This is a genomic window from uncultured Pseudomonas sp., assembly GCF_913777995.1.
GTDB lineage: Bacteria > Pseudomonadota > Gammaproteobacteria > Pseudomonadales > Pseudomonadaceae > Aquipseudomonas.
The window spans coordinates 153,243-172,472 of record NZ_CAJYVE010000010.1 but is presented as its reverse complement, the minus strand read 5'-3'; the positions used below and the strand labels follow the sequence as shown (position 1 = coordinate 172,472).

Here is a 19,230-nt window from a genome sequence, read left to right as displayed (position 1 = left end):
TGATTTGGCGATAGGAGTATTGGGGTGTCGCGTACCGAAGATGAAGAGCTGGCGGTAATGAAGGACTGGTGGCAGCGTAACGGCAAACCCCTGGTAACTGGCGGTCTGCTGGCGTTGATCGTGGTCTTCGGCTGGCAGTACTGGCAAAAGTATCAGCGTACCCAGGCCGCCAACGCCTCGGTGCTCTACCAGCAACTGCTGGAAACTTCGCTGACGCCGACCGGTGAGGCTGATCCTGCTCGCGTGGCCGACCTGGCCGGCAAGCTCAAGAGCGAATACGGCGGCACCGCCTACGCGCAATACGCCAGCCTGTTCGTCGCCAAGGTCGCGGTAGACACCGGCAAGCTGGACGACGCGGCCGCCGAACTCAAGGCTGTAGCCGACAAGCCCGCCAATGCCACCCTGGGCGAGATCGCCCGTCAGCGCCTGGCACGTGTGCTGGCTGCGCAGAACAAGGCCGAAGACGCGCTCAAGCTGCTTGCTGGCGACGCCGACAAAGCGTTCCTGGCCAGCCGTGAAGAACTCAAGGGTGACCTGCTGGTGCAACTCGGTCGTACCGACGAAGCCCATGCGGCGTACCAAAAGGCCAAGTCCGCGCTGTCGCCCGACGCCGCGGTGGGTGGTCTGCAAATGAAGCTCGACGATCTGGCCAAAGGGGATGCGTGACGTGATTCGTTGGAAACATGCAGCATTGCTGGCTCTGGCCGTTATGGCCGTGGGTTGCAGCAGCAACAGCAAGAAGGAATTGCCTCCGGCCGAGCTGACCAGCTTCAAGGAGGAGGTCGTCCTGCAGAAGAAGTGGAGCCATTCGGTCGGTGACGGCCAGGGCAAGACTTACAACATGCTGGTACCGGCCATCGACGGTGATCGTATCTACGCCGCCGACGTGACCGGCGAGATCGTCGCCCTGGATCGCATGACCGGCGAGACGCTGTGGAAGAAGGATCTGGACCTGCCGGTGTCCGGCGCCGTGGGGGTCGGTTACGGCCTGCTGACCATCGGCACCCTCAAGGGTGAAGTGGTGGCTCTGGACTCCAGCACCGGTGACGAGAAATGGCGTGCACGGGTGACCAGTGAAGTGCTGGCGCCACCGGCCAACAACGGCGACGTGGTGGTGGTACAGACCCAGGATGACCGCGTGATTGGCCTGGATGCCTACACGGGCTCGCAACGCTGGATCTACGAAAGCACACCGGCGGTACTGACCCTGCGTGGCACCGGCGCGCCGATCGTGACCAACCGCCTGGCCCTGGCCGGCCTGTCCACCGGCAAGGTGGTGGCGCTGGACATCAGCAATGGCGTACCGGTCTGGGAGCAACGCGTTGCCATCCCGCAAGGTCGTTCGGAGCTGGAGCGCGTGGTCGACATCGACGGCGGTCTGCTGCTGTCTGGCGGTACCCTGTACGTGGCCAGCTACCAAGGCCGCGTCGCCGGCCTGGACCTGCAGAGCGGTCGCGTGCTGTGGCAGCGCGATGCGTCGAGCTACGATGGCGTGGCGCAGGGCTTCGGCAGCGTCTACGTGAGCCTGGCTTCGGGCACCGTGGAAGGCATCGACGAGCGTTCGTCCACCGCGCTGTGGAGCAACGATTCGCTGGCCCGTCGTCAGCTGAGCGCCCCTGAGGTGTTTTCCAGCTACGTGGCCGTGGGTGACTTCGAGGGTTACCTGCACCTGCTGAGCCAGGTGGACGGCCGCTTCGTCGGGCGTGAGCGCATCGACAGCGACGGCCTGCGGGCACGCCCGCTGGTGGTCGGCGACATGATCTACGTGTATGGCAACAGTGGCAAACTCGAAGCCCTGACCATCAAGCAATGATCGCCAAGGCCGGAGCTGCCCGCTCCGGCCGACCCTGCTCCGGCAGGGCTGCGGGCTCTTCGGAACCCGCCCAGAACTCCGGCCGCTGCCTAGCAGCGGCTTTTGTATTTTCTGAAATAACGCAGTGGAGAGCCGCATGGTTCCCGTAATCGCCCTGGTGGGCCGACCGAACGTCGGCAAGTCCACCATGTTCAACCGCTTGACCCGAACCCGAGACGCCATCGTCGGCGACCTTTCCGGTCTGACCCGAGATCGCCAGTACGGAGAGGCGAAGTGGAAAGGGCGCTCGTACATTCTGATCGACACCGGTGGTATCTCCGGCGACGAGCACGGCATGGATGAAAAGATGGCCGAGCAGTCGCTGATGGCCATCGAGGAGGCCGATGTCGTCCTGTTCCTGGTCGATGCCAAGGCCGGCTATACCGCCGCCGACCAGATGATTGGCGAGCACCTGCGCAAGCGCAACAAACGCAGTTTCGTGATCGCCAACAAGATCGACAACATCGACGAAAACCTGGCCCGCGCCGAATTCAGCCCCATGGGCCTGGGTGACGCCATTCCGGTGGCCGGCGCCCATGGGCGTGGTGTTTCGCAGATGCTCGACATCGTCCTGCAGGGGCTGACCTGGGACGAAGACGAAGAAGCCGCTGCCGCCGAAGGCGAGGAAGACGAAGAGGTCGCCGAAGGCGAGGAAGCCAAGCGCATTCCTGGCCCGAGCGAAAAGGATGGCATCAAGATCGCCATCATCGGTCGCCCCAACGTTGGCAAGTCGACGCTGGTCAACCGCATGCTCGGTGAAGACCGGGTCATCGTCTACGACCAGCCCGGCACCACCCGCGACAGTATCTACATTCCGTTCGAGCGCAATGAAGAGAAGTACACCCTGATCGACACCGCCGGGGTGCGCAAGCGCGGCAAGATCCACGAGGAAGTCGAGAAGTTCTCGGTGGTCAAAACCCTGCAGGCCATCAAGGACGCCAACGTGGTGATCTTCGTGATGGACGCTCGTGAAGGCGTGGTCGACCACGACCTGAACCTGCTCGGTTTCGCCCTGGAGTCTGGCCGTGCCATGGTCATCGCCCTCAACAAGTGGGACGGCATGACCCCTGGCGAGCGCGACTACGTGAAGATCGAACTGGAGCGCCGGCTGTTCTTCGTCGACTTCGCCGACATCCACTTCATTTCCGCGTTGCACGGCACCGGTGTGGGTAACCTGTACGCTTCGGTACAGAACGCCTTCAAGTCGGCGGTGACCCGCTGGCCGACCAGCCGCCTGACGCAGATTCTCGAAGATGCGGTCAGCGACCATGCGCCGCCGATGGTCAATGGCCGACGCATCAAGCTGCGCTATGCCCACCTCGGTGGTGCCAACCCGCCGCTGATCGTGATCCACGGCAACCAGGTCGAGGCCGTGCCCAAGTCCTACGTGCGCTACCTGGAGAACACCTACCGCCGCGTGCTCAAGCTGGTCGGTACGCCGATCCGCATCGAGTTCAAGGGCAGCGACAACCCGTACGAGCACATCAAGAACAAGCTGACCGACCGCCAGGTCAACAAGAAGCGCCGCCTGATGTCGCACCACAAGAAGGCCGACAAGAAGCGCCGCGACAAGAAGCGCTAGAAGCAGCGGCAAGCTGCAAGCCATAAGCGGCAAGAAAAAGCGGTGCGCGCTCTGCCTTGGCTTTTTCTTGTGGCTTGCAGCTTGTAGCTTGCAGCTCAAACCTGCGCTAGGGTTGAACCCTTCGGTTCATCCCCAGCGCAGGCCTTCCATGCTCGACAGCAAGTTGCCCAATGTGGGCACCACCATCTTTACCGTCATGTCTCAGCTCGCGGCGCAGACCGGGGCGATCAACCTGTCTCAGGGCTTTCCCGATTTCGATGGGCCGCAGGCGCTGCGCGATGCGGTGGGCCGGCACGTGGCCGAGGGACGCAACCAGTATTCACCGATGACCGGCCTGCCCGCTTTGCGCGAGCAGGTGGCGGCGAAGATCGCTCGCCTGTATGGCGCGCAGGTCGATGCCGACAGTGAGGTGACCATTACGCCCGGTGCCACCCAGGCCATCTTCTGCGCCGTGCAGGCGGTGATCCGGCCCGGTGACGAGGTGATCGTCTTCGACCCCTGCTACGACAGCTATGAGCCCTCGGTGGAGCTGGCCGGCGGGCGCTGTGTGCATGTGCAGCTCGATGCCCGGGATTTCCCCATCGACTGGCAGGCACTCAGCGACGCGCTGAGCCCGCGCACCCGCATGATCATCATCAACACCCCGCACAACCCTTGCGGTGCGTTGATCAGTCGGGCCGAGCTGGATCAACTGGCCCGGCTGATCGCCGACCGCGACATCTACGTGATTAGCGACGAGGTCTACGAGCACCTGGTCTACGACGGCCGTCAGCATGCCAGTGTGCTGGCCCATGAGGCGCTGTATGCGCGGGCTTTCGTGGTCAGCTCGTTTGGCAAGACTTACCACGTCACCGGCTGGAAAACCGGCTACGTGGTGGCGCCGCCGGCCTTGACCGCAGAGCTGCGCAAGGTGCACCAGTACGTGAGTTTTTGCGGCGTCACACCCTTGCAGTTCGCCCTGGCCGAGTTCATGGCCGAACACCCCGAGCACCTCGACGAGTTGCCAGGGTTCTATCAGGCCAAGCGGGATTTCTTCTGCAACCAACTGGCCGGCTCGCGCTTCACCTTCCAGCCCGTGGCCGGCACCTACTTTCAGCTGGTGGACTATTCGCAGATCCGTCCAGACCTCAAGGATGTCGACATGGCCCTGTGGATGACCCGTGAGCACGGCGTGGCCAGCATTCCAGTCTCGGTGTTCTATCAGCAGCCGCCCGAAGGTCAGCGGCTGATTCGTCTGTGCTTCGCCAAACGTGAGGAGACGCTGCGCCAGGCAGCGGAAAAACTATGCGCGATCTGAACACGCTGCCGCCGCTGAAGCTGGCCCTGGTGCAAACCCAGCTGGCCTGGCACGACCCGCAAGCCAACTTCGCTCACTTCGATGACCTGCTCAAGCAGGCTCATGGCGCCGACCTGGTGATTCTGCCGGAGATGTTCAGCACCGGTTTCAGCATGGATTCGGCAGGCCAGTTCGAGCCGGAGAACGGTCCGGCCGCGCAGTGGCTGCTGGCCCAGGCGCAGCGCCTGGAGGCGGTGGTGACCGGCAGCGTGATCGTGCAGGCCGCCGATGGCAGTTACCGCAACCGTCTGTACTGGGCGCGCCCCGACGGTGAGCTGGCGCACTACGACAAGCGCCACCTGTTCCGCATGGCCGGCGAACATGAACACTACAGTGCCGGTGAGCAGCAGGTCGTCGTCGAGCTCAATGGCTGGCGCATCCGCCCGCTGATCTGCTACGACCTGCGCTTTCCGGTGTGGAGCCGCGATGCCATGGACACCGATCTGCTGCTTTATGTCGCCAACTGGCCAGGCGCCCGCCGTTTGCACTGGAATCGTCTGCTGCCTGCGCGGGCCATCGAAAACCTCTGCTATGTGGCGGCGGTGAATCGGGTCGGCAAGGATGGCAATGGCCTGGTGTATGCCGGTGACAGCCAAGTGCTGGATTTCCAGGGTGACAGCCTGCTGGAGGTCGGAACAGCCGACGGAGTGTTCACGGCGACCCTGGACGGCGCCGGACTGGCTGCCTATCGCGACCGTTTTCCTGCTTATCTGGATGTTGATACCTTCCGGATACAATGATCGCCCTTCAGTTGCGCGGCCGGCGGCCGATACAGCTGGCAATATCAGAGGAGGTCGTCATGACTACGATCAACACCAGTTCGCTGACCAGCTACAGCAGCGTGCTTTCACTGGGTGCCCGCACGCCAGCACAGCAGGCGCAAGACACCACTGCCGATGACAAGGGCAAGTCTTCCGCAGTGTCCGCTGACACCAGCAAGCTGACCGCCACCGCTGCAGGCGGGGGCGCCTCCAGTGGCAAGTCATCTACCGAGCAGATGACCGAGCAGCTCGAGAAGCAGATCAAAGAGGCTCAGAAGCAACTGCAGCAATTGCAGCAGCAGCTGGCGGCTGCACAGAAGAGCAAAGGCTCTGAAGTGGAGAAGGCCGCTCAGGTGGCGACCATCCAGGCACAGATCGCCACCACCAGCGCGCAGCTGGTCAGCTTGCAGGGTTCGCTGATGCAGTTGCAGGCCCAGGGTAGCGTGAACACCACCGCCTGAGATTATCGAGGGCACAAAAAAACCTCCGGTCTCGCCAGAGACGGAGGTTTTTTAATGCCCGGCGCTTACTCGTTCACGTTCATAAACTTCTTCGCCCACTGCACGTAGTCTTCCGGCTGCGTGTAGGTGTGGGTCAGCTCGGTGGCGCTCATTTCGCTGGTCTTGCAGGTGATCTGGCGCTGTGCACGCAGGCTGTCGTAGGTCGCCTTGATCGCCGCGAAGTAGGCCGCGTGACCATCCACGCAGATGCGCACGCCCATTTCCGCCAGGCGCTTATTGTCCAGCAGCTCTGGGTTGCCGTAGGTGACCAGCATCATCGGCACGGTGATGCCTTCGGAAATCTGCGCCAGATGCTCGAAATCACGCACGCCGACCACGGTGATGCCGTCAACACCGGTGGCCTGGTACTGCTTCATGCGATCGTTGGCCTCGGCCACCGGCAGGATACCGGCATTGGTGCGGGCGAAGATCGACAGTTCAGGGTCTACACGGGCTTCCAGCGCGGCGCGCATCTTGCCCACGCCTTCCGCTACCGAGATCAGGTCGGTGGATTTGCGGCCGAATTGCGCTGGCAGCAGGGTATCTTCGATGGTCAGGGCCGCCACGCCGGCGCGCTCCAGCTCGATCACGGTGCGCATCACGTTCAGCGCGTTGCCGTAGCCATGGTCGGCGTCGGCAATGAAGGGCAGCTCGGCGACGCGGCCAATACGGGTGGCCTGCTCGACGAACTCGGTGAGGGTGATCAGCGCGAAGTCCGGAGCTGCCAGCACCTGCAGCGAGGCGACCGAGCCGCCGAGGATACCGACTTCGAAGCCGAGGTCGGCCGCGATGCGGGCGGACATGGGGTCGAATACCGAGGCGGTGCGGTAGCAGGAACTGGAAGAGGTCAGCGCACGAAAGCTGCGGCGCAGGCCTTGATGGGAAGCCTTGGGCATAGTCGCTCCATGTAGGGCAGGGTCAGCCTGGCAGCAGCGAGGCCGACGGTTTTCTCAATGCACGGTGAGTCGCTCCGTGCAGGATTCTCGTTCGAAAATCAATGCGATGGTCGTCGTGATAAATAAGGATTACAGCCTAGTGTGGTGACTCACAAGTTCGTGCAAAAAATGGCCAGTGATCTTGGCTGTCAGGCGTGGCCATGCAGCATGGTGGTCAAAGGCACGATCAGGATTGTGCAGCCAACTTGTGATTCAACGCGCTAGAGGCACGTTAACAGCCAGATGAGATGACCCGAGCAGGTCAAGCGGCTTATGCCTGAAACGTTTAAGGCCGCAATGCTATCACGGTGATTTGGGCGTGCCTTATGCCGAATGTGCGGGGGGTATGCGAGAAATGCAACTTGCACAACGGTGGGGCAAAAACAGGAGAAAACTTCGCCTCAAGCACCAATAGGGTGCATTTTGAGGCGAAGTTTGCAGGGGGGTCAGGCTGCAGCGGAGGTGGTCGGCGACTGGCTCAGCGAGCGATTCAGTGCGCTGAACAGGGCCTTGAAGCTGGCGGTGGTGATGTTTTCGTCGATACCCACGCCATGCACGGCGCGTTCGCCGTTGACGCGCAGTTCGATGTAGGCCGCCGCCTTGGCGGTCGTGCCAGCCCCGATGGCGTGCTCGTTGTAGTCCATGATCTCGACCCGCACTGGCAGGCTGGAGACCAGCGCTTCCAGTGCACCATTACCCTTGCCTTTCCAGTGGTGGGTTTCGTCGTTGACGTTGACCTCGGCATCCACGGCACTGGTGTTGTTCTCTTCCTGCAGGCGGTGGCTGACCAGGGCGTACGGTTTATTGGCCTGCAGATACTCGCGCTTGAACAGGGCGTAGATCTGCTGCGCGGTCATTTCCAGGCCCAGGCGGTCGGTTTCACCCTGCACCACCTGGCTGAACTCGATCTGCATACGGCGTGGCAGGGAAATACCGTATTCCTGCTCCAGCAGGTAGGTGATACCGCCCTTGCCGGACTGGCTGTTGACGCGGATCACCGCCTCGTAACTGCGGCCGATATCGGCCGGGTCGATCGGCAGGTAAGGCACTTCCCAGAGCGCATCGTCTTTCTGCTGGGAGAAGCCCTTGCGGATCGCATCCTGGTGCGAGCCGGAAAAGGCGGTGTGCACCAGGTCGCCGACGTAAGGGTGGCGTGGGTGTACCGGGATCTGGTTGCACTCTTCGACCACCTTGCGGATGCCGTCGATGTCGGAGAAGTCCAGCTCAGGGTCGACACCCTGGGTATAGAGGTTCAGGCCCAGGGTCACCAGGTCGACGTTGCCGGTGCGCTCGCCGTTGCCGAACAGGCAGCCTTCGACACGATCGGCGCCGGCCATCAGGCCCAGCTCAGTGGCGGCTACGCCGGTGCCACGGTCGTTGTGGGTGTGCAGGCTGATCAGCACGCTGTCACGACGGTTGACGTGACGGCAGAACCACTCGATCTGGTCGGCGTAGACGTTCGGTGTCGAGACTTCGACAGTGGCCGGCAGGTTGAGAATGATCTTGTGTTCCGGAGTCGGGTTCCACACCTCGATGACCGCGTCACAGACTTCCTTGGCGAACTCCAGCTCGGTGGCGCTGAAGGTCTCTGGCGAATACTGGAAGGTCCATTGGGTTTCCGGCTGCTGGGCAGCGTACTTGACGAACAGCTTGGCGGCATTGACCGCGATGTCCTTCACGCCTTGCTTGTCCTGGTTGAAGACAATGCGGCGGAACGACGGGCTGGTGGCGTTGTACAGGTGGACGATGGCTTTCTTGGCGCCGCGCAGCGATTCGAAGGTACGGGCGATGAGGTCTTCACGGGCCTGGGTCAGCACCTGAATGGTGGTGTCCTCGGGCACATGGTTGTCTTCGATCAGGGTGCGGACGAAGTCGAAGTCGGTCTGCGAGGCGGCTGGGAAGGCGGCTTCGATTTCCTTGACGCCTACGCTGACCAGGGTCTTCCAAAAGCGCAGCTTCTTGGCCGAGTCCATTGGCTCGATCAGCGACTGGTTGCCGTCGCGCAGGTCGGAGCTGCACCAGATTGGCGCCTGGGTAATGGACTTCGAAGGCCAGGTGCGGTCCGGCAGGTTGATGGTCGGAAACGCACGGTACTTCTTCGAAGGGTCTTTGAGCATGGTCATCGGGCTAATCCTTTGTGCTTGTGCTATAGCGGCCGATAGAGGGCGGCCAGGCAATACGAATGCGGATGAGGCAGGGGCGAGGTCAGACGGTCAGGCCTGGCAGTCGTGCGCTGACCAGATCCAGGCAGGCGTGCTGACGCAGCAGAATGAGGGTTTGAGAGGTTTTCATGGGGCCAACCGTAACCATTGGGGTAAATGTTGGCAAGCAGTTGCAAAAAATTGAGAGGAATCTTCGTTTTTGGTGTTAGGCGGGTTTTTTATGGCGTAAGAATCCAGAGTTTTAATTTTTTATTGCGTCATATCTTGAGGTGTTGCACGTACAGTTGTCTTATCTTCTCTCTTTCATTCGTTCGTCCGCGGGGCACTACTTATGAACTACGTACCGTTTCCGGAGAAGGACTGGAAGCACCTCAGCAAGATTCATGACGCCGCCATCGAGCGGCTGTTCGAGCAGATTTTCGCCGAGGCCAGGCAGGTCATGCAGATAGAAGGACTCTCGGCCAGAGAGCAGGTGTGGAAAACCAAGAACATCATTGATGAGGGAATCAAGGATATTCGTCTTACCTTCGATGCCTTGGGGTTCTCGCGCAGCAAGGCTGGCAGCTATCTGATAGCGCTTTACGCGCGCAATGCGCTGACGGAGGAGGACGTGGCCGGGTTCAGCGAGGCGACTCAGGAAAGGTTGGCCCGTTGGCGCGATAGCGACTAGTGCCAATTCAGGTTAGTAGAACTCTTCGGCTTTTGTTGGAGCGAGCTTGCTCGAGAACAGGTGAGCAAAACCCATGCATCTGCTGTGAACGTGACGCAGCTATCGCGAGCAAGCAAGCGCCAACGGGGCGGTTAAACGGTTTCCGGTTTTTATAGGAGCGAGCTTGCTCGCGAAAAGCTGGCAAGGCCGCTCAATACGCAAGGCTCCGACGTCAGGTCAGGGCTCGTACGCGCCGATGAAGATCGCCGGGTCCACTCGTGCATCGTTGAGGCTGACGTTCCAGTGCATGTGCGGGCCGGTGGCGCGGCCGGTGGCGCCGACCTTGCCCACCACGCCGCCGCGTGGCACCGCATCGCCGACCTTCACGTCGATCTTTGACAGGTGGCAGAACATGCTGATGAAACCCTGGCCGTGGTCGACGAACACGGTCTGGCCATTGAAGAAGTAGTCACCGGTGAGGATCACCTTGCCGGCTGCCGGTGACTTGATCGGCGTGCCGGCTGGCACGGCGAAGTCCAGGCCCGAGTGCGGGTTGCGTTCTTCACCGTTGAAGAAGCGGCGCACACCGAAGCGACTCGACAGCGGGCCATTCACCGGCTTGTCGAGGATCAGGTTGCTCGGCGTGCCAGGGCTGAAGCTGCGATAGGCACGTAACTGCTCGGCCAATTCCCGCTCGTAGCGCTTGGTCTGCTCGGTGTCCGGGGTGACCTGGCTCTGGTTCTTCAGGGTAATGCGCTGTTCCTTGTATTTCTTGCTGCCCACTGTGAAGTTCAGGCTGCGGCCACCACTCACGACCTGCTGGGTGCTGGGCTTGACGCTCAATGGAATGCCGACGATGGCCAGCCAGCCGCCGTCCTGTTCGCGCACCACCAACACCGGCTTGCCCTGGTAGGTGGCCTTGGGCGGCTGTGCGGCATTGCCCAGGTCGATGACCGCCACGCCACCGGGTACCGGCTTGTTGAGCATGCGCGAAATGTAGCTCTCGGCCTGTGCTGGCAGGCAGAGCAGCAGGGCGAACAACGGTGCGATAAGACGAAGCATCGGCGGGTCAGTCCAGAAGGGAAAGGGTTACGGGCGTCAGGTGGTTGTCTTCCACCCGCACTTGCAGCTCGCCTTCGCCCAAGCGGGCAGTGAGGCGCTGGCCGTTGTGGGTCTGCGCGGCCTGGCGGATCGCCTGGCCCCGTTCGTCGAGAAGGATGCTGTAGCCTCGACCCAGGGTCGCCAAGGGGCTGACCACATGCAGGGTCTGCATCTGGCTGTGCAATTGCAGGCGGCGGGCCTTGATCTGCTCGCGCATCGCTCGCGGCAGGCGCTCGGCCAGGGCATCCAGGCGCTGGCGCAGGAAGGCCAGGGTGCGTCCCGGATGCTGGGCGGCCAGGCGACTCTGCAGGTGAGCGACCTGTAGCTGCTGCTTGCGCATGCCTTGCTCGAAGGCGCGACGCAGGCGCATATCCAGGTCATCCAGGCGTTGCGCCTGCTGACGCAACCGCTCGCCGGGGTGGCGCAGGCGCCGCGACAGCCCGTCGAGGCGCAATTGTTCGCGGGCCAGTTTCTCGCGCATGCGGCTGTGCAGGCGACGTTGCAGGTTCTCGACCCGGCGGTGCAGGTCGCTGGTGTCGGGGGCCAGCAGCTCGGCGGCCGCCGACGGGGTGGGGGCACGCACGTCGGCGACGAAGTCGCTGATGGAAACGTCGGTTTCATGCCCCACTGCGCTGACGATCGGTGTAACGCAGGCGGCGATGGCACGGGCTACGGGCTCTTCGTTGAAACACCAGAGGTCTTCCAGCGAGCCCCCGCCACGGGCCAGGATCAGCGCGTCGAAGCCGGCGCGGTCGGCCAGTTGCAGGGCGCCGACGATCTGCCCGACCGCCTCGCGGCCTTGCACGGCGGTAGGGATCAGGATCAGCTCGACCTGCGGGGCGCGACGGCGGAACACACTGATGATGTCGCGGATCACCGCGCCGGTGGGCGAGGTGACGATGCCGATGCGGCGTGGGTGCTGGGGCAGGGGGTGCTTGCGTTCGGTGCTGAACAGGCCTTCTTCGCCCAGTTGGGCCTTGAGGGCTTCGAAGGCTTGGCGCAGCACGCCATCGCCAGCGGGCTCGACAGCATCGAGGATCAATTGGTAGTCGCCACGGCCTTCGTAGAGAGAGACCTTGCCGCGGACCTTGACCTGCAGGCCATCCTTGAGCGCCTGGCGTACTCGCGCGGCGTTCTGGCGGAACAGCGCGCAGCGCACCTGGGCGTTGCTGTCCTTGAGGGTGAAGTAGACATGCCCGGACGCCGGGCGCGACAGATTGGAAATCTCGCCCTCGACCCAGATGCCGGTGAATACGTCTTCGAGCAGCACCCGGGCGCGGCCGTTGAGCTGGCTGACAGTGAGGACTTCCCGGTCCAGGCCGAGTCTTGCGAAAGGGTCTTTGATCATGGCGGCCATCATAAAGGGAAATACGGCCTGGTGCTGGCGCTTTTCCAGACGCTGGCGTTATATGGAAAAACAATGACAAGCGGCACAAGGAGCGTGGAGTGGGCATCGAGCAAGGTATCGTGTGGTTTTCCCAGCTGGGGTTCAGCCCGCTGGACTGGTTGTGCATCGAACTGGCGGTACTGGCCGCCTATATCGTTTTCGGCATCGCTGGCTTCGGTACTGCCCTGGTGGCCGGGCCGGTGCTGATTCACTTCATGTCGTTGTCGCGCATCATCCCCTTGCTGGTCATGCTCGATTTTCTTGCTGCGCTGGGTAATCTGCTGCCGGCTCGGCAGTCGGTGGTCAAGGGCGAGCTGCTGCGCCTGCTGCCCTGTATGGCGGTGGGCTGCACGCTGGGTGTGCTGTTTCTGCTCAACCTCAAGTCCGATGTGCTGCTGTTGCTGATGGGGCTGTTCGTGACCGCCTATGCGTTGTACAGCCTGGCGGTGAAGGTACGCCCGGCCAATCTGTCGGCCGGCTGGGCGGTGCCGATGGGTATCGTGGGCGGGCTGTTCGGTGCGTTGTTCGGCAGTGGCGGCTTTCTCTATGCCATCTATCTCAATGGTCGCCTGGAGGCCAAGGAGCAGGTGCGCGCCACCCAGGGGGCGCTGATCAGTTGCAGCACCGTGGTACGCCTGGGGTTGTTCATCATCGCCGGGGTCTATGCGCAGATCCCCTTGCTGGTGCTGGCAGCCTGCTTGCTGCCAGCGATGTTGTTCGGCTCATGGGTCGGCCGCTCGCTGACCATGAAGTTGTCCCGCGAAGCCTTCGTGCGGCTGATTACCTGGCTGGTGCTGATCAGCGGCATCGCCCTGCTGGCGCGTTACTTCGGCGGCTGAGGCTTGACCTGTGGCGGCGGCGAATTAAGCTGCCGCCCCTGTTCCATCTTCCTGTGACCCTCGCCATGCCCAGCCAGAGCATCATCGTCCCGCAAATCTCCAGTTTTCCGCTGCATGAACTCAAGGCGCGCCAGGCATTGCGCTGGCTGGTCAAGCTCAATGTGGTGGAGCCCGAGCTGAGCACCTGCGGGCGTACTGGCAACCGTATGGCCTATGCCATCGCGCCGGGCGCTCGCAAGGTGGTGGAGAACCCCGACGTGCTGCCGTTCGGCCAGCCGGTCAATGGCCTGGAGATCGTCACCCGGCGCTGCATTTATACGCCGCTCGACGGGTTTGCCGAAGAGGCCGGCTGCCCGGAGTGCCGCCAGGAGATCGGTGAGGCGCTGTTCGAAAGCCTGGAAGACTGGATGCCCGGCCACACCGACAACTTCACCTGCCCGCTGTGCGGCCATGAAGATGACATCAACGGCTTTCTGTTTCTTGACCCATGCGGGTTCTCCAACCTGGGTTTCATCTTCAACGATTGGCTGGCTGCCGGCTTCAAGAAGGATTTTCTCGACCAGTTCGCCGCGCGGCTGGACCGTTCGGTGACCTGGGTGAAGGTGCGCTGGCAGGACTGAACGGGGTGGTTTGGGTTTGTAACCGGCTTTGTAAACGGGCCAAGTTTTTGCATTGAGCCGGCCAGTGTGTGTGGGTATAATGGCGCGCTTCCAATTTTCCCGCTCGGGAGCCCCCGCGATGCTGCGTATCAGTCAAGAAGCCTTAACATTTGACGACATTCTCCTTGTACCCGGTTATTCCGAGGTCCTGCCCAACGAAGTCAGTCTCAAAACCCGTTTGACCCGCGGCATCGAGCTGAACATTCCGCTGGTCTCCGCAGCCATGGACACCGTCACCGAAGCCCGCCTGGCCATCGCCATGGCGCAGGAAGGCGGTATCGGCATCATCCACAAGAACATGACCATCGACCAGCAGGCCGCTGAAGTCCGCAAGGTCAAGAAGTTCGAAGCCGGTGTAGTCAAGGACCCGATCACCATCGAGGCCGACGCCACCGTGCGTGACCTCTTCGACCTGACCCGCCAGCACAACATCTCCGGTGTGCCCGTGCTGCACGACGGCGACCTGGTCGGTATCGTCACCTCCCGCGACGTGCGTTTCGAAAGCCGCCTGGACATCCCGGTGCGCGAAGTCATGACCCCCAAAGAGCGTCTGGTCACCGTCCGTGAGGGCGCTGACAAGAACGAAGTGCGTGAGCTGCTGCACAAGCACCGCCTCGAGAAGGTCCTGATCGTCGACGACAAGTTCAGCCTCAAGGGCATGATGACCGTCAAGGACATCGAAAAGGCCAAGGCCTACCCGCTGGCCAGCAAGGACGACCAGGGTCGTCTGCGCGTCGGTGCCGCGGTCGGTACCGGCAAGGACACCGGTGAGCGCGTTGCAGCGCTGGTGGCCGCTGGCGTCGACGTGGTGGTGGTCGACACCGCCCACGGTCACTCCAAGGGCGTGATCGACCGCGTACGCTGGGTCAAGGAGCACTACCCGCAGGTTCAGGTGATTGGCGGCAACATCGCCACCGGCGCAGCGGCCAAGGCCCTGGTCGAGGCAGGCGCCGATGCGGTCAAGGTCGGTATCGGCCCGGGCTCCATCTGCACCACCCGTATCGTCGCCGGTGTCGGCGTGCCGCAGATCAGCGCCATCGCCAACGTCGCCGAAGCGCTGGAAGGCACTGGCGTGCCACTGATCGCCGACGGCGGTATCCGTTTCTCCGGTGACCTGTCCAAGGCCATCGTCGCCGGTGCCTCCGCTGTGATGATGGGTTCGATGTTCGCCGGTACCGAAGAAGCTCCGGGCGAAATCGAACTGTTCCAGGGCCGTTCCTACAAGGCCTACCGTGGCATGGGTTCGCTGGGGGCGATGTCCCAGGCCCAGGGCTCTTCGGACCGCTACTTCCAGGACTCTTCGGCGGGTGCCGAGAAGCTGGTACCTGAAGGTATCGAAGGCCGCGTCGCCTACAAGGGCTCGCTGGCCGCGATCATCCATCAACTGATGGGTGGCCTGCGTTCCTCCATGGGCTACACCGGCAGCGCCAACATCGAAGAAATGCGCACCAAGCCCGAGTTCGTCCGCATCACCGGTGCCGGCATGGCCGAATCCCACGTCCATGACGTGCAGATCACCAAGGAAGCGCCGAACTATCGCGTTGGTTGATCGGGTCGGCAGCTTGGCCTTCGCCGGGTTGCCTCCCAACGAGTTTTGTAGCCGGGGCTGTTTTCGCAGCCCCGTGTCGTTTCTGTTTTTTGACGAGAATGAGCCATGGCCCTCGACATTCACGCCCAGCGTATCCTGATCCTCGACTTCGGTTCCCAGTACACCCAGCTGATTGCCCGCCGCGTGCGCGAAATCGGCGTGTACTGCGAACTGCATCCGTTCGACATGGACGACGCGGCGATTCGCGAGTTCGCACCCAACGGCGTCATCCTGGCCGGTGGCCCGGAGTCGGTCCACGAGGCCAACAGCCCGCGGGCTCCGCAAGCGGTATTCGACCTCAAGGTTCCGCTGCTGGGTATCTGCTACGGCATGCAGACCATGGCCGAGCAACTGGGTGGCCGTGTCGAGGGTTCCGACCTGCGTGAATTCGGCTACGCTCGCGTCGATGTAGTCGGCAAGGCACGCCTGCTCGACGGCATCGAAGACCACGTGGACGCCGACGGTGTACTGGGCCTGGACGTGTGGATGAGCCACGGCGACAAGGTCACCGAGATTCCGGCCGGTTTCCACATCCTGGCCAGCACCCCGAGCTGCCCGATCGCCGGCATGGCCGACGATGCGCGTGGCTACTACGGCGTGCAGTTCCACCCGGAAGTGACCCACACCAAGCAGGGCGGTCGCATCCTGTCGCGCTTCGTCCTCGACATCTGCGGCTGCGAAGCCCTGTGGACCCCGTCGAACATCGTCGAAGACGCCATCGCCAACGTGCGTGCCCAGGTTGGCACCGACAACGTGCTGCTGGGCCTGTCTGGCGGTGTCGACTCTTCGGTGGTCGCCGCTCTGCTGCACAAGGCCATCGGTGACCAGCTGACCTGCGTATTCGTCGACAACGGCCTGCTGCGCCTGCACGAAGGTGAGCAGGTAATGGCCATGTTCGCCGAGAACATGGGCGTCAAGGTGATCCGCGCCAATGCCGAAGAGCAGTTCCTGGCCAACCTGGCTGGCGAAAGTGACCCGGAGAAGAAGCGCAAGATCATCGGCCGCACCTTCATCGACGTGTTCGATGCCGAGTCCAGCAAGCTGCACAACATCAAATACCTGGCCCAGGGCACCATCTACCCCGACGTGATCGAGTCGGCCGGCGCCAAGAGCGGCAAGGCCCACGTGATCAAGTCCCACCACAACGTCGGTGGCCTGCCGGAAGAGATGAACCTCAAGCTGGTCGAGCCGCTGCGTGAGCTGTTCAAGGACGAAGTGCGCCGCCTCGGCCTGGAACTGGGCCTGCCCTACGACATGGTCTACCGTCACCCATTCCCAGGCCCTGGCCTGGGCGTGCGTATCCTCGGTGAAGTGAAGAAGGAATATGCCGACCTGCTGCGTCGTGCCGACCACATCTTCATCGAAGAACTGCGCAAGGCCGACTGGTACCACAAGGTCAGCCAGGCCTTCGTGGTGTTCCAACCGGTCAAATCCGTCGGCGTGGTCGGCGATGGCCGCCGCTACGCCTGGGTCGTCGCCCTGCGCGCCGTGGAAACCATCGACTTCATGACCGCCCGTTGGGCCCACCTGCCGTACGAACTGCTGGAAACCGTCAGCGGCCGGATCATCAACGAAATCGACGGCATCTCCCGCGTGACCTACGACGTGTCGAGCAAGCCGCCAGCGACCATCGAGTGGGAATGATCCCGCGTCCGGTATATACCGGCACGATCTAGCAAAAAATGCCCTGAAGCCCGCGTAATTGCGGGCTTTCTTGCGCTATCGATGGATCAAACCGCCTGCACCTTGGCCATTTGCTCGGCTTCAAGCCAGGCGCCGATGTCGCTGGCGCGCATGGGCTTGGAGAACAGGTAGCCCTGCGCTCGGGTACAGCCGAGGTTTTTCAGGGCGCCGAGTTCTGCGGCGGTTTCCACGCCTTCGACGATGCATTCCAGCTGCATGTCCTGGCACAGGGCGATCAGCGACTTGACGATCTTGAAGCTGGCCGGGTCGAGGTCGATGTGGGTGACGAAAGTGCGGTCCACCTTGAGTTTGGTCAGCGACAGCGCGTGGATCTGGCTCAGGCTGGAATAGCCAGTGCCGAAGTCGTCGAGGGAAATGCCGCAACCCAGGTCGCGAAACCGACTGATCGCTCGCTGGGTCTGTGGCAGGTCCTGAATGACTGCGGTTTCGGTGATTTCCAGGTCGAGACAGGCCGGATCGAAACGACTGCTCTTGATCAGCTCGACGACCTGCAGGGCAGCGTCTTCCGAACCCAGGTCGTGGGCGGACAGGTTGAAGGACAGGCGCATACCCGCAGGCCAGCTCGCGGCCGTGTCCAGCGCCTTGCTCAGCAACGGCAGGGTGAGGCGATTGACCATGCCGACGCGCTCGGCAATCGGGATGAACTGACCGGGCGGCACGTTACCCAGCTCCGGGCTTTGCCAGCGCGCCAGTGCCTCGAAGGCGACGGTTTGCTCGGTGTGAATGTCCACGATGGGCTGGAACACCACGTGAAACTCGCTCTCCAGGTCTGCCCTGCGCAGGGCCTGCTCGGTCAGCCCGTCACGATTGAGCTGCTGGCGATGCTCGGCACTGAACAGGCACACCGTACCGGGGCGCTGGCGCTTGCTCTGATACAGGGCGTAGTCGGCGTATTCATACACTTGCGTGGCGCTGGAGGCCTGGTCCGGGAAGGTCGCGATGCCCAGCGACGCACTGATCTGAATAGGAATGTCCACCAGCAGAAACGGCTCGCGCATGTTGGCGCAGATTTTCTCGCCAAACGCCCGCAACTCGTCGTCGCTCATGGCTTGGGTGATGATCAGGCTGAACTCGTCGCCTCCCAGCCGCGCCAGGTGCACATCTTCGTCGAGCAGCCCGGTCAGGCGCTGGCCAACCTGGCACAGCAGCCGGTCACCCACGCTATGGCCATACAGGTCATTCACCGGCTTGAAGCCATCCAGGTCGAGCAGCCCCACGGCCAGGCGAACCTCCTGTTCGCTTGCGCGGGCCAGCAGCGTATCGAGGCGGGAAAAGAACTGCCGCCGATTGGCCAGCCCGGTCAGGCTGTCCTGATTGGCCAGGTGAAGGTTTTCCTCGCTGAGTTTTGCCGTCTGCGCCTGCATGTTCACCAGCTGGGTGAAGTCGGTGTACTGCGATTTGAGAATGACCAGCATGGCGATGGACACCAGCAGGACGTCAATCGCCGTGGCCACGAAGGTAATGATATTGGTGGACGCGAAGAACACCACGAACGCCGTGTTGACCACTGCGGTGGTGATCAGGGCCGATGGCAGCAGGTGCATCATGCAGAAAATGCAGCCGATGACGGTAATCGCCATATAGAAGGCGACATACGACTTGGTATAGCTGTCGCCATAGGGAAACAGCGCCAGCGACCAGGCGGTGAAGCCAATGGCGACAAAGGGCGCAAGCATGTTGGTGCGTTTGAGCGCCGTCAGCATCTGCGCCGTGCTGAGCGTCCGCTTGCGCGTGCGTATCCAGTCGGCCGCACGAATCACGCCGAACACCGTCATGATCAGCGGGCAATACAGCACCAGCCAAAGCGGCGCGACCGCGAAATGGGTGCCCGCCATCATCAGGGTGTTGATCAGCAGGATGAAATACATCATCGGCAACTGACGAGCCAGTGCCGTGAACTGTGCCTTGACCAGGCCAGGATTGGCTGTGGGCGCAGACATCAACGCTCGTATGCCGAGTAGTGTTTTCTTCATCAGGCGACGCTCTGAAAATACAACCGAATAAATAACCGAACGGATTGTTCTTTCCCGCCTGGACCGAGCAAGGTTTGAACATTGCTCCTATGGGATCGTGTCGGCCGATACGCTGGTTTCTGCAATCTTTACGACTAATGGCACTTTGATTTCGTTCCGTCAGTGCTTGCGGCAAGTAAAGACGCTGCAGAAAATTGCGCAC

Annotated in this window: 16 protein-coding genes; 11 read left to right on the top strand and 5 right to left on the bottom strand. The window is 62.2% G+C overall.

Annotation, left to right across the window (positions count from 1 at the left end; genetic code table 11):
• Window positions 1–57 precede the first annotated feature (57 nt).
• The 6 genes from QZ497_RS03540 to QZ497_RS03515 all read left to right on the top strand — a co-directional run bounded on the left by QZ497_RS03540 (window position 58) and on the right by QZ497_RS03515 (window position 5,992).
• Window positions 58–666 (top strand): tetratricopeptide repeat protein, encoded by a 609-nt coding sequence (locus QZ497_RS03540; RefSeq protein ID WP_295471569.1) that lies wholly within the window; start codon window positions 58–60, stop codon window positions 664–666.
• Window positions 659–1,813, top strand: a complete 1,155-nt coding sequence (gene bamB, locus QZ497_RS03535) for an outer membrane protein assembly factor BamB (RefSeq protein WP_295471070.1) — start codon at window positions 659–661, stop codon at window positions 1,811–1,813. The genes QZ497_RS03540 and bamB overlap by 8 nt, the downstream gene beginning before the upstream one ends.
• Window positions 1,814–1,949: 136 nt before the next feature.
• The gene (gene der / locus QZ497_RS03530; protein ID WP_295471069.1) at window positions 1,950–3,434 is read left to right on the top strand and encodes a ribosome biogenesis GTPase Der; all 1,485 of its coding nucleotides are present in this window, start codon (window positions 1,950–1,952) and stop codon (window positions 3,432–3,434) included.
• A gap of 148 nt (window positions 3,435–3,582) precedes the next feature.
• Window positions 3,583–4,731, top strand: coding sequence for a pyridoxal phosphate-dependent aminotransferase (locus tag QZ497_RS03525; protein ID WP_295471068.1), 1,149 nt, complete (start codon window positions 3,583–3,585; stop codon window positions 4,729–4,731).
• A complete protein-coding gene (locus QZ497_RS03520; RefSeq protein WP_295471067.1) occupies window positions 4,719–5,510 on the top strand; it encodes an amidohydrolase in 792 nt (263 codons plus the stop codon). Before QZ497_RS03525 ends, QZ497_RS03520 begins: the two co-directional genes overlap by 13 nt.
• Window positions 5,511–5,569: 59 nt before the next feature.
• On the top strand, window positions 5,570–5,992 hold the full coding sequence (locus QZ497_RS03515; protein WP_295471066.1) for a hypothetical protein: 423 nt from the start codon (window positions 5,570–5,572) through the stop codon (window positions 5,990–5,992).
• Between the two features lie 65 nt (window positions 5,993–6,057).
• On the opposite strand, the gene QZ497_RS03510 is transcribed toward QZ497_RS03515, so the two are convergent.
• Together QZ497_RS03510 and leuA are read right to left on the bottom strand one after the other, a co-directional pair.
• Entirely contained in the window at window positions 6,058–6,927 is an 870-nt protein-coding gene (locus tag QZ497_RS03510) for an isocitrate lyase/phosphoenolpyruvate mutase family protein (protein ID WP_295471065.1), read from the bottom strand.
• A gap of 485 nt (window positions 6,928–7,412) precedes the next feature.
• On the bottom strand, window positions 7,413–9,089 hold the full coding sequence (gene leuA / locus QZ497_RS03505; protein ID WP_295471064.1) for a 2-isopropylmalate synthase: 1,677 nt from the start codon (window positions 9,087–9,089) through the stop codon (window positions 7,413–7,415).
• A 370-nt stretch (window positions 9,090–9,459) separates the two neighbouring features.
• Between leuA and QZ497_RS03500 the strand changes: the two genes are divergently transcribed.
• Window positions 9,460–9,798: a hypothetical protein gene (locus QZ497_RS03500; RefSeq protein WP_295471063.1), complete on the top strand. Its 339-nt coding sequence runs from the start codon at window positions 9,460–9,462 to the stop codon at window positions 9,796–9,798.
• Between the two features lie 216 nt (window positions 9,799–10,014).
• Here the strand turns inward: QZ497_RS03500 and QZ497_RS03495 are convergent, their stop codons facing one another.
• Together QZ497_RS03495 and xseA are read right to left on the bottom strand one after the other, a co-directional pair.
• Window positions 10,015–10,839 carry a peptidoglycan DD-metalloendopeptidase family protein gene (locus QZ497_RS03495; protein ID WP_295471062.1) on the bottom strand — a complete coding sequence of 275 codons (825 nt, stop codon included), beginning with the start codon at window positions 10,837–10,839 and terminating at the stop codon, window positions 10,015–10,017.
• Between the two features lie 7 nt (window positions 10,840–10,846).
• The gene (xseA, locus tag QZ497_RS03490) at window positions 10,847–12,226 is read right to left on the bottom strand and encodes an exodeoxyribonuclease VII large subunit (protein WP_295471061.1); all 1,380 of its coding nucleotides are present in this window, start codon (window positions 12,224–12,226) and stop codon (window positions 10,847–10,849) included.
• Window positions 12,227–12,324: 98 nt separating this feature from the next.
• On the opposite strand from xseA, the gene QZ497_RS03485 reads away from it, so the two are divergent.
• From QZ497_RS03485 to guaA, 4 genes are all read left to right on the top strand, one after another.
• Complete coding sequence (locus tag QZ497_RS03485) at window positions 12,325–13,104, top strand: sulfite exporter TauE/SafE family protein (RefSeq protein ID WP_295471060.1); 780 nt, start codon at window positions 12,325–12,327, stop codon at window positions 13,102–13,104.
• Window positions 13,105–13,169: 65 nt separating this feature from the next.
• Window positions 13,170–13,724, top strand: coding sequence for a sugar ABC transporter ATPase (locus QZ497_RS03480; protein WP_295471059.1), 555 nt, complete (start codon window positions 13,170–13,172; stop codon window positions 13,722–13,724).
• A 118-nt stretch (window positions 13,725–13,842) separates the two neighbouring features.
• Complete coding sequence (guaB, locus tag QZ497_RS03475; protein ID WP_295471058.1) at window positions 13,843–15,312, top strand: IMP dehydrogenase; 1,470 nt, start codon at window positions 13,843–13,845, stop codon at window positions 15,310–15,312.
• Window positions 15,313–15,417: 105 nt separating this feature from the next.
• Window positions 15,418–16,995: a glutamine-hydrolyzing GMP synthase gene (gene guaA, locus QZ497_RS03470; RefSeq protein WP_295471057.1), complete on the top strand. Its 1,578-nt coding sequence runs from the start codon at window positions 15,418–15,420 to the stop codon at window positions 16,993–16,995.
• Between the two features lie 86 nt (window positions 16,996–17,081).
• On the opposite strand, the gene QZ497_RS03465 is transcribed toward guaA, so the two are convergent.
• Window positions 17,082–19,028 (bottom strand): EAL domain-containing protein, encoded by a 1,947-nt coding sequence (locus QZ497_RS03465; RefSeq protein ID WP_295471056.1) that lies wholly within the window; start codon window positions 19,026–19,028, stop codon window positions 17,082–17,084.
• Between the last annotated feature and the right edge of the window lie 202 nt (window positions 19,029–19,230).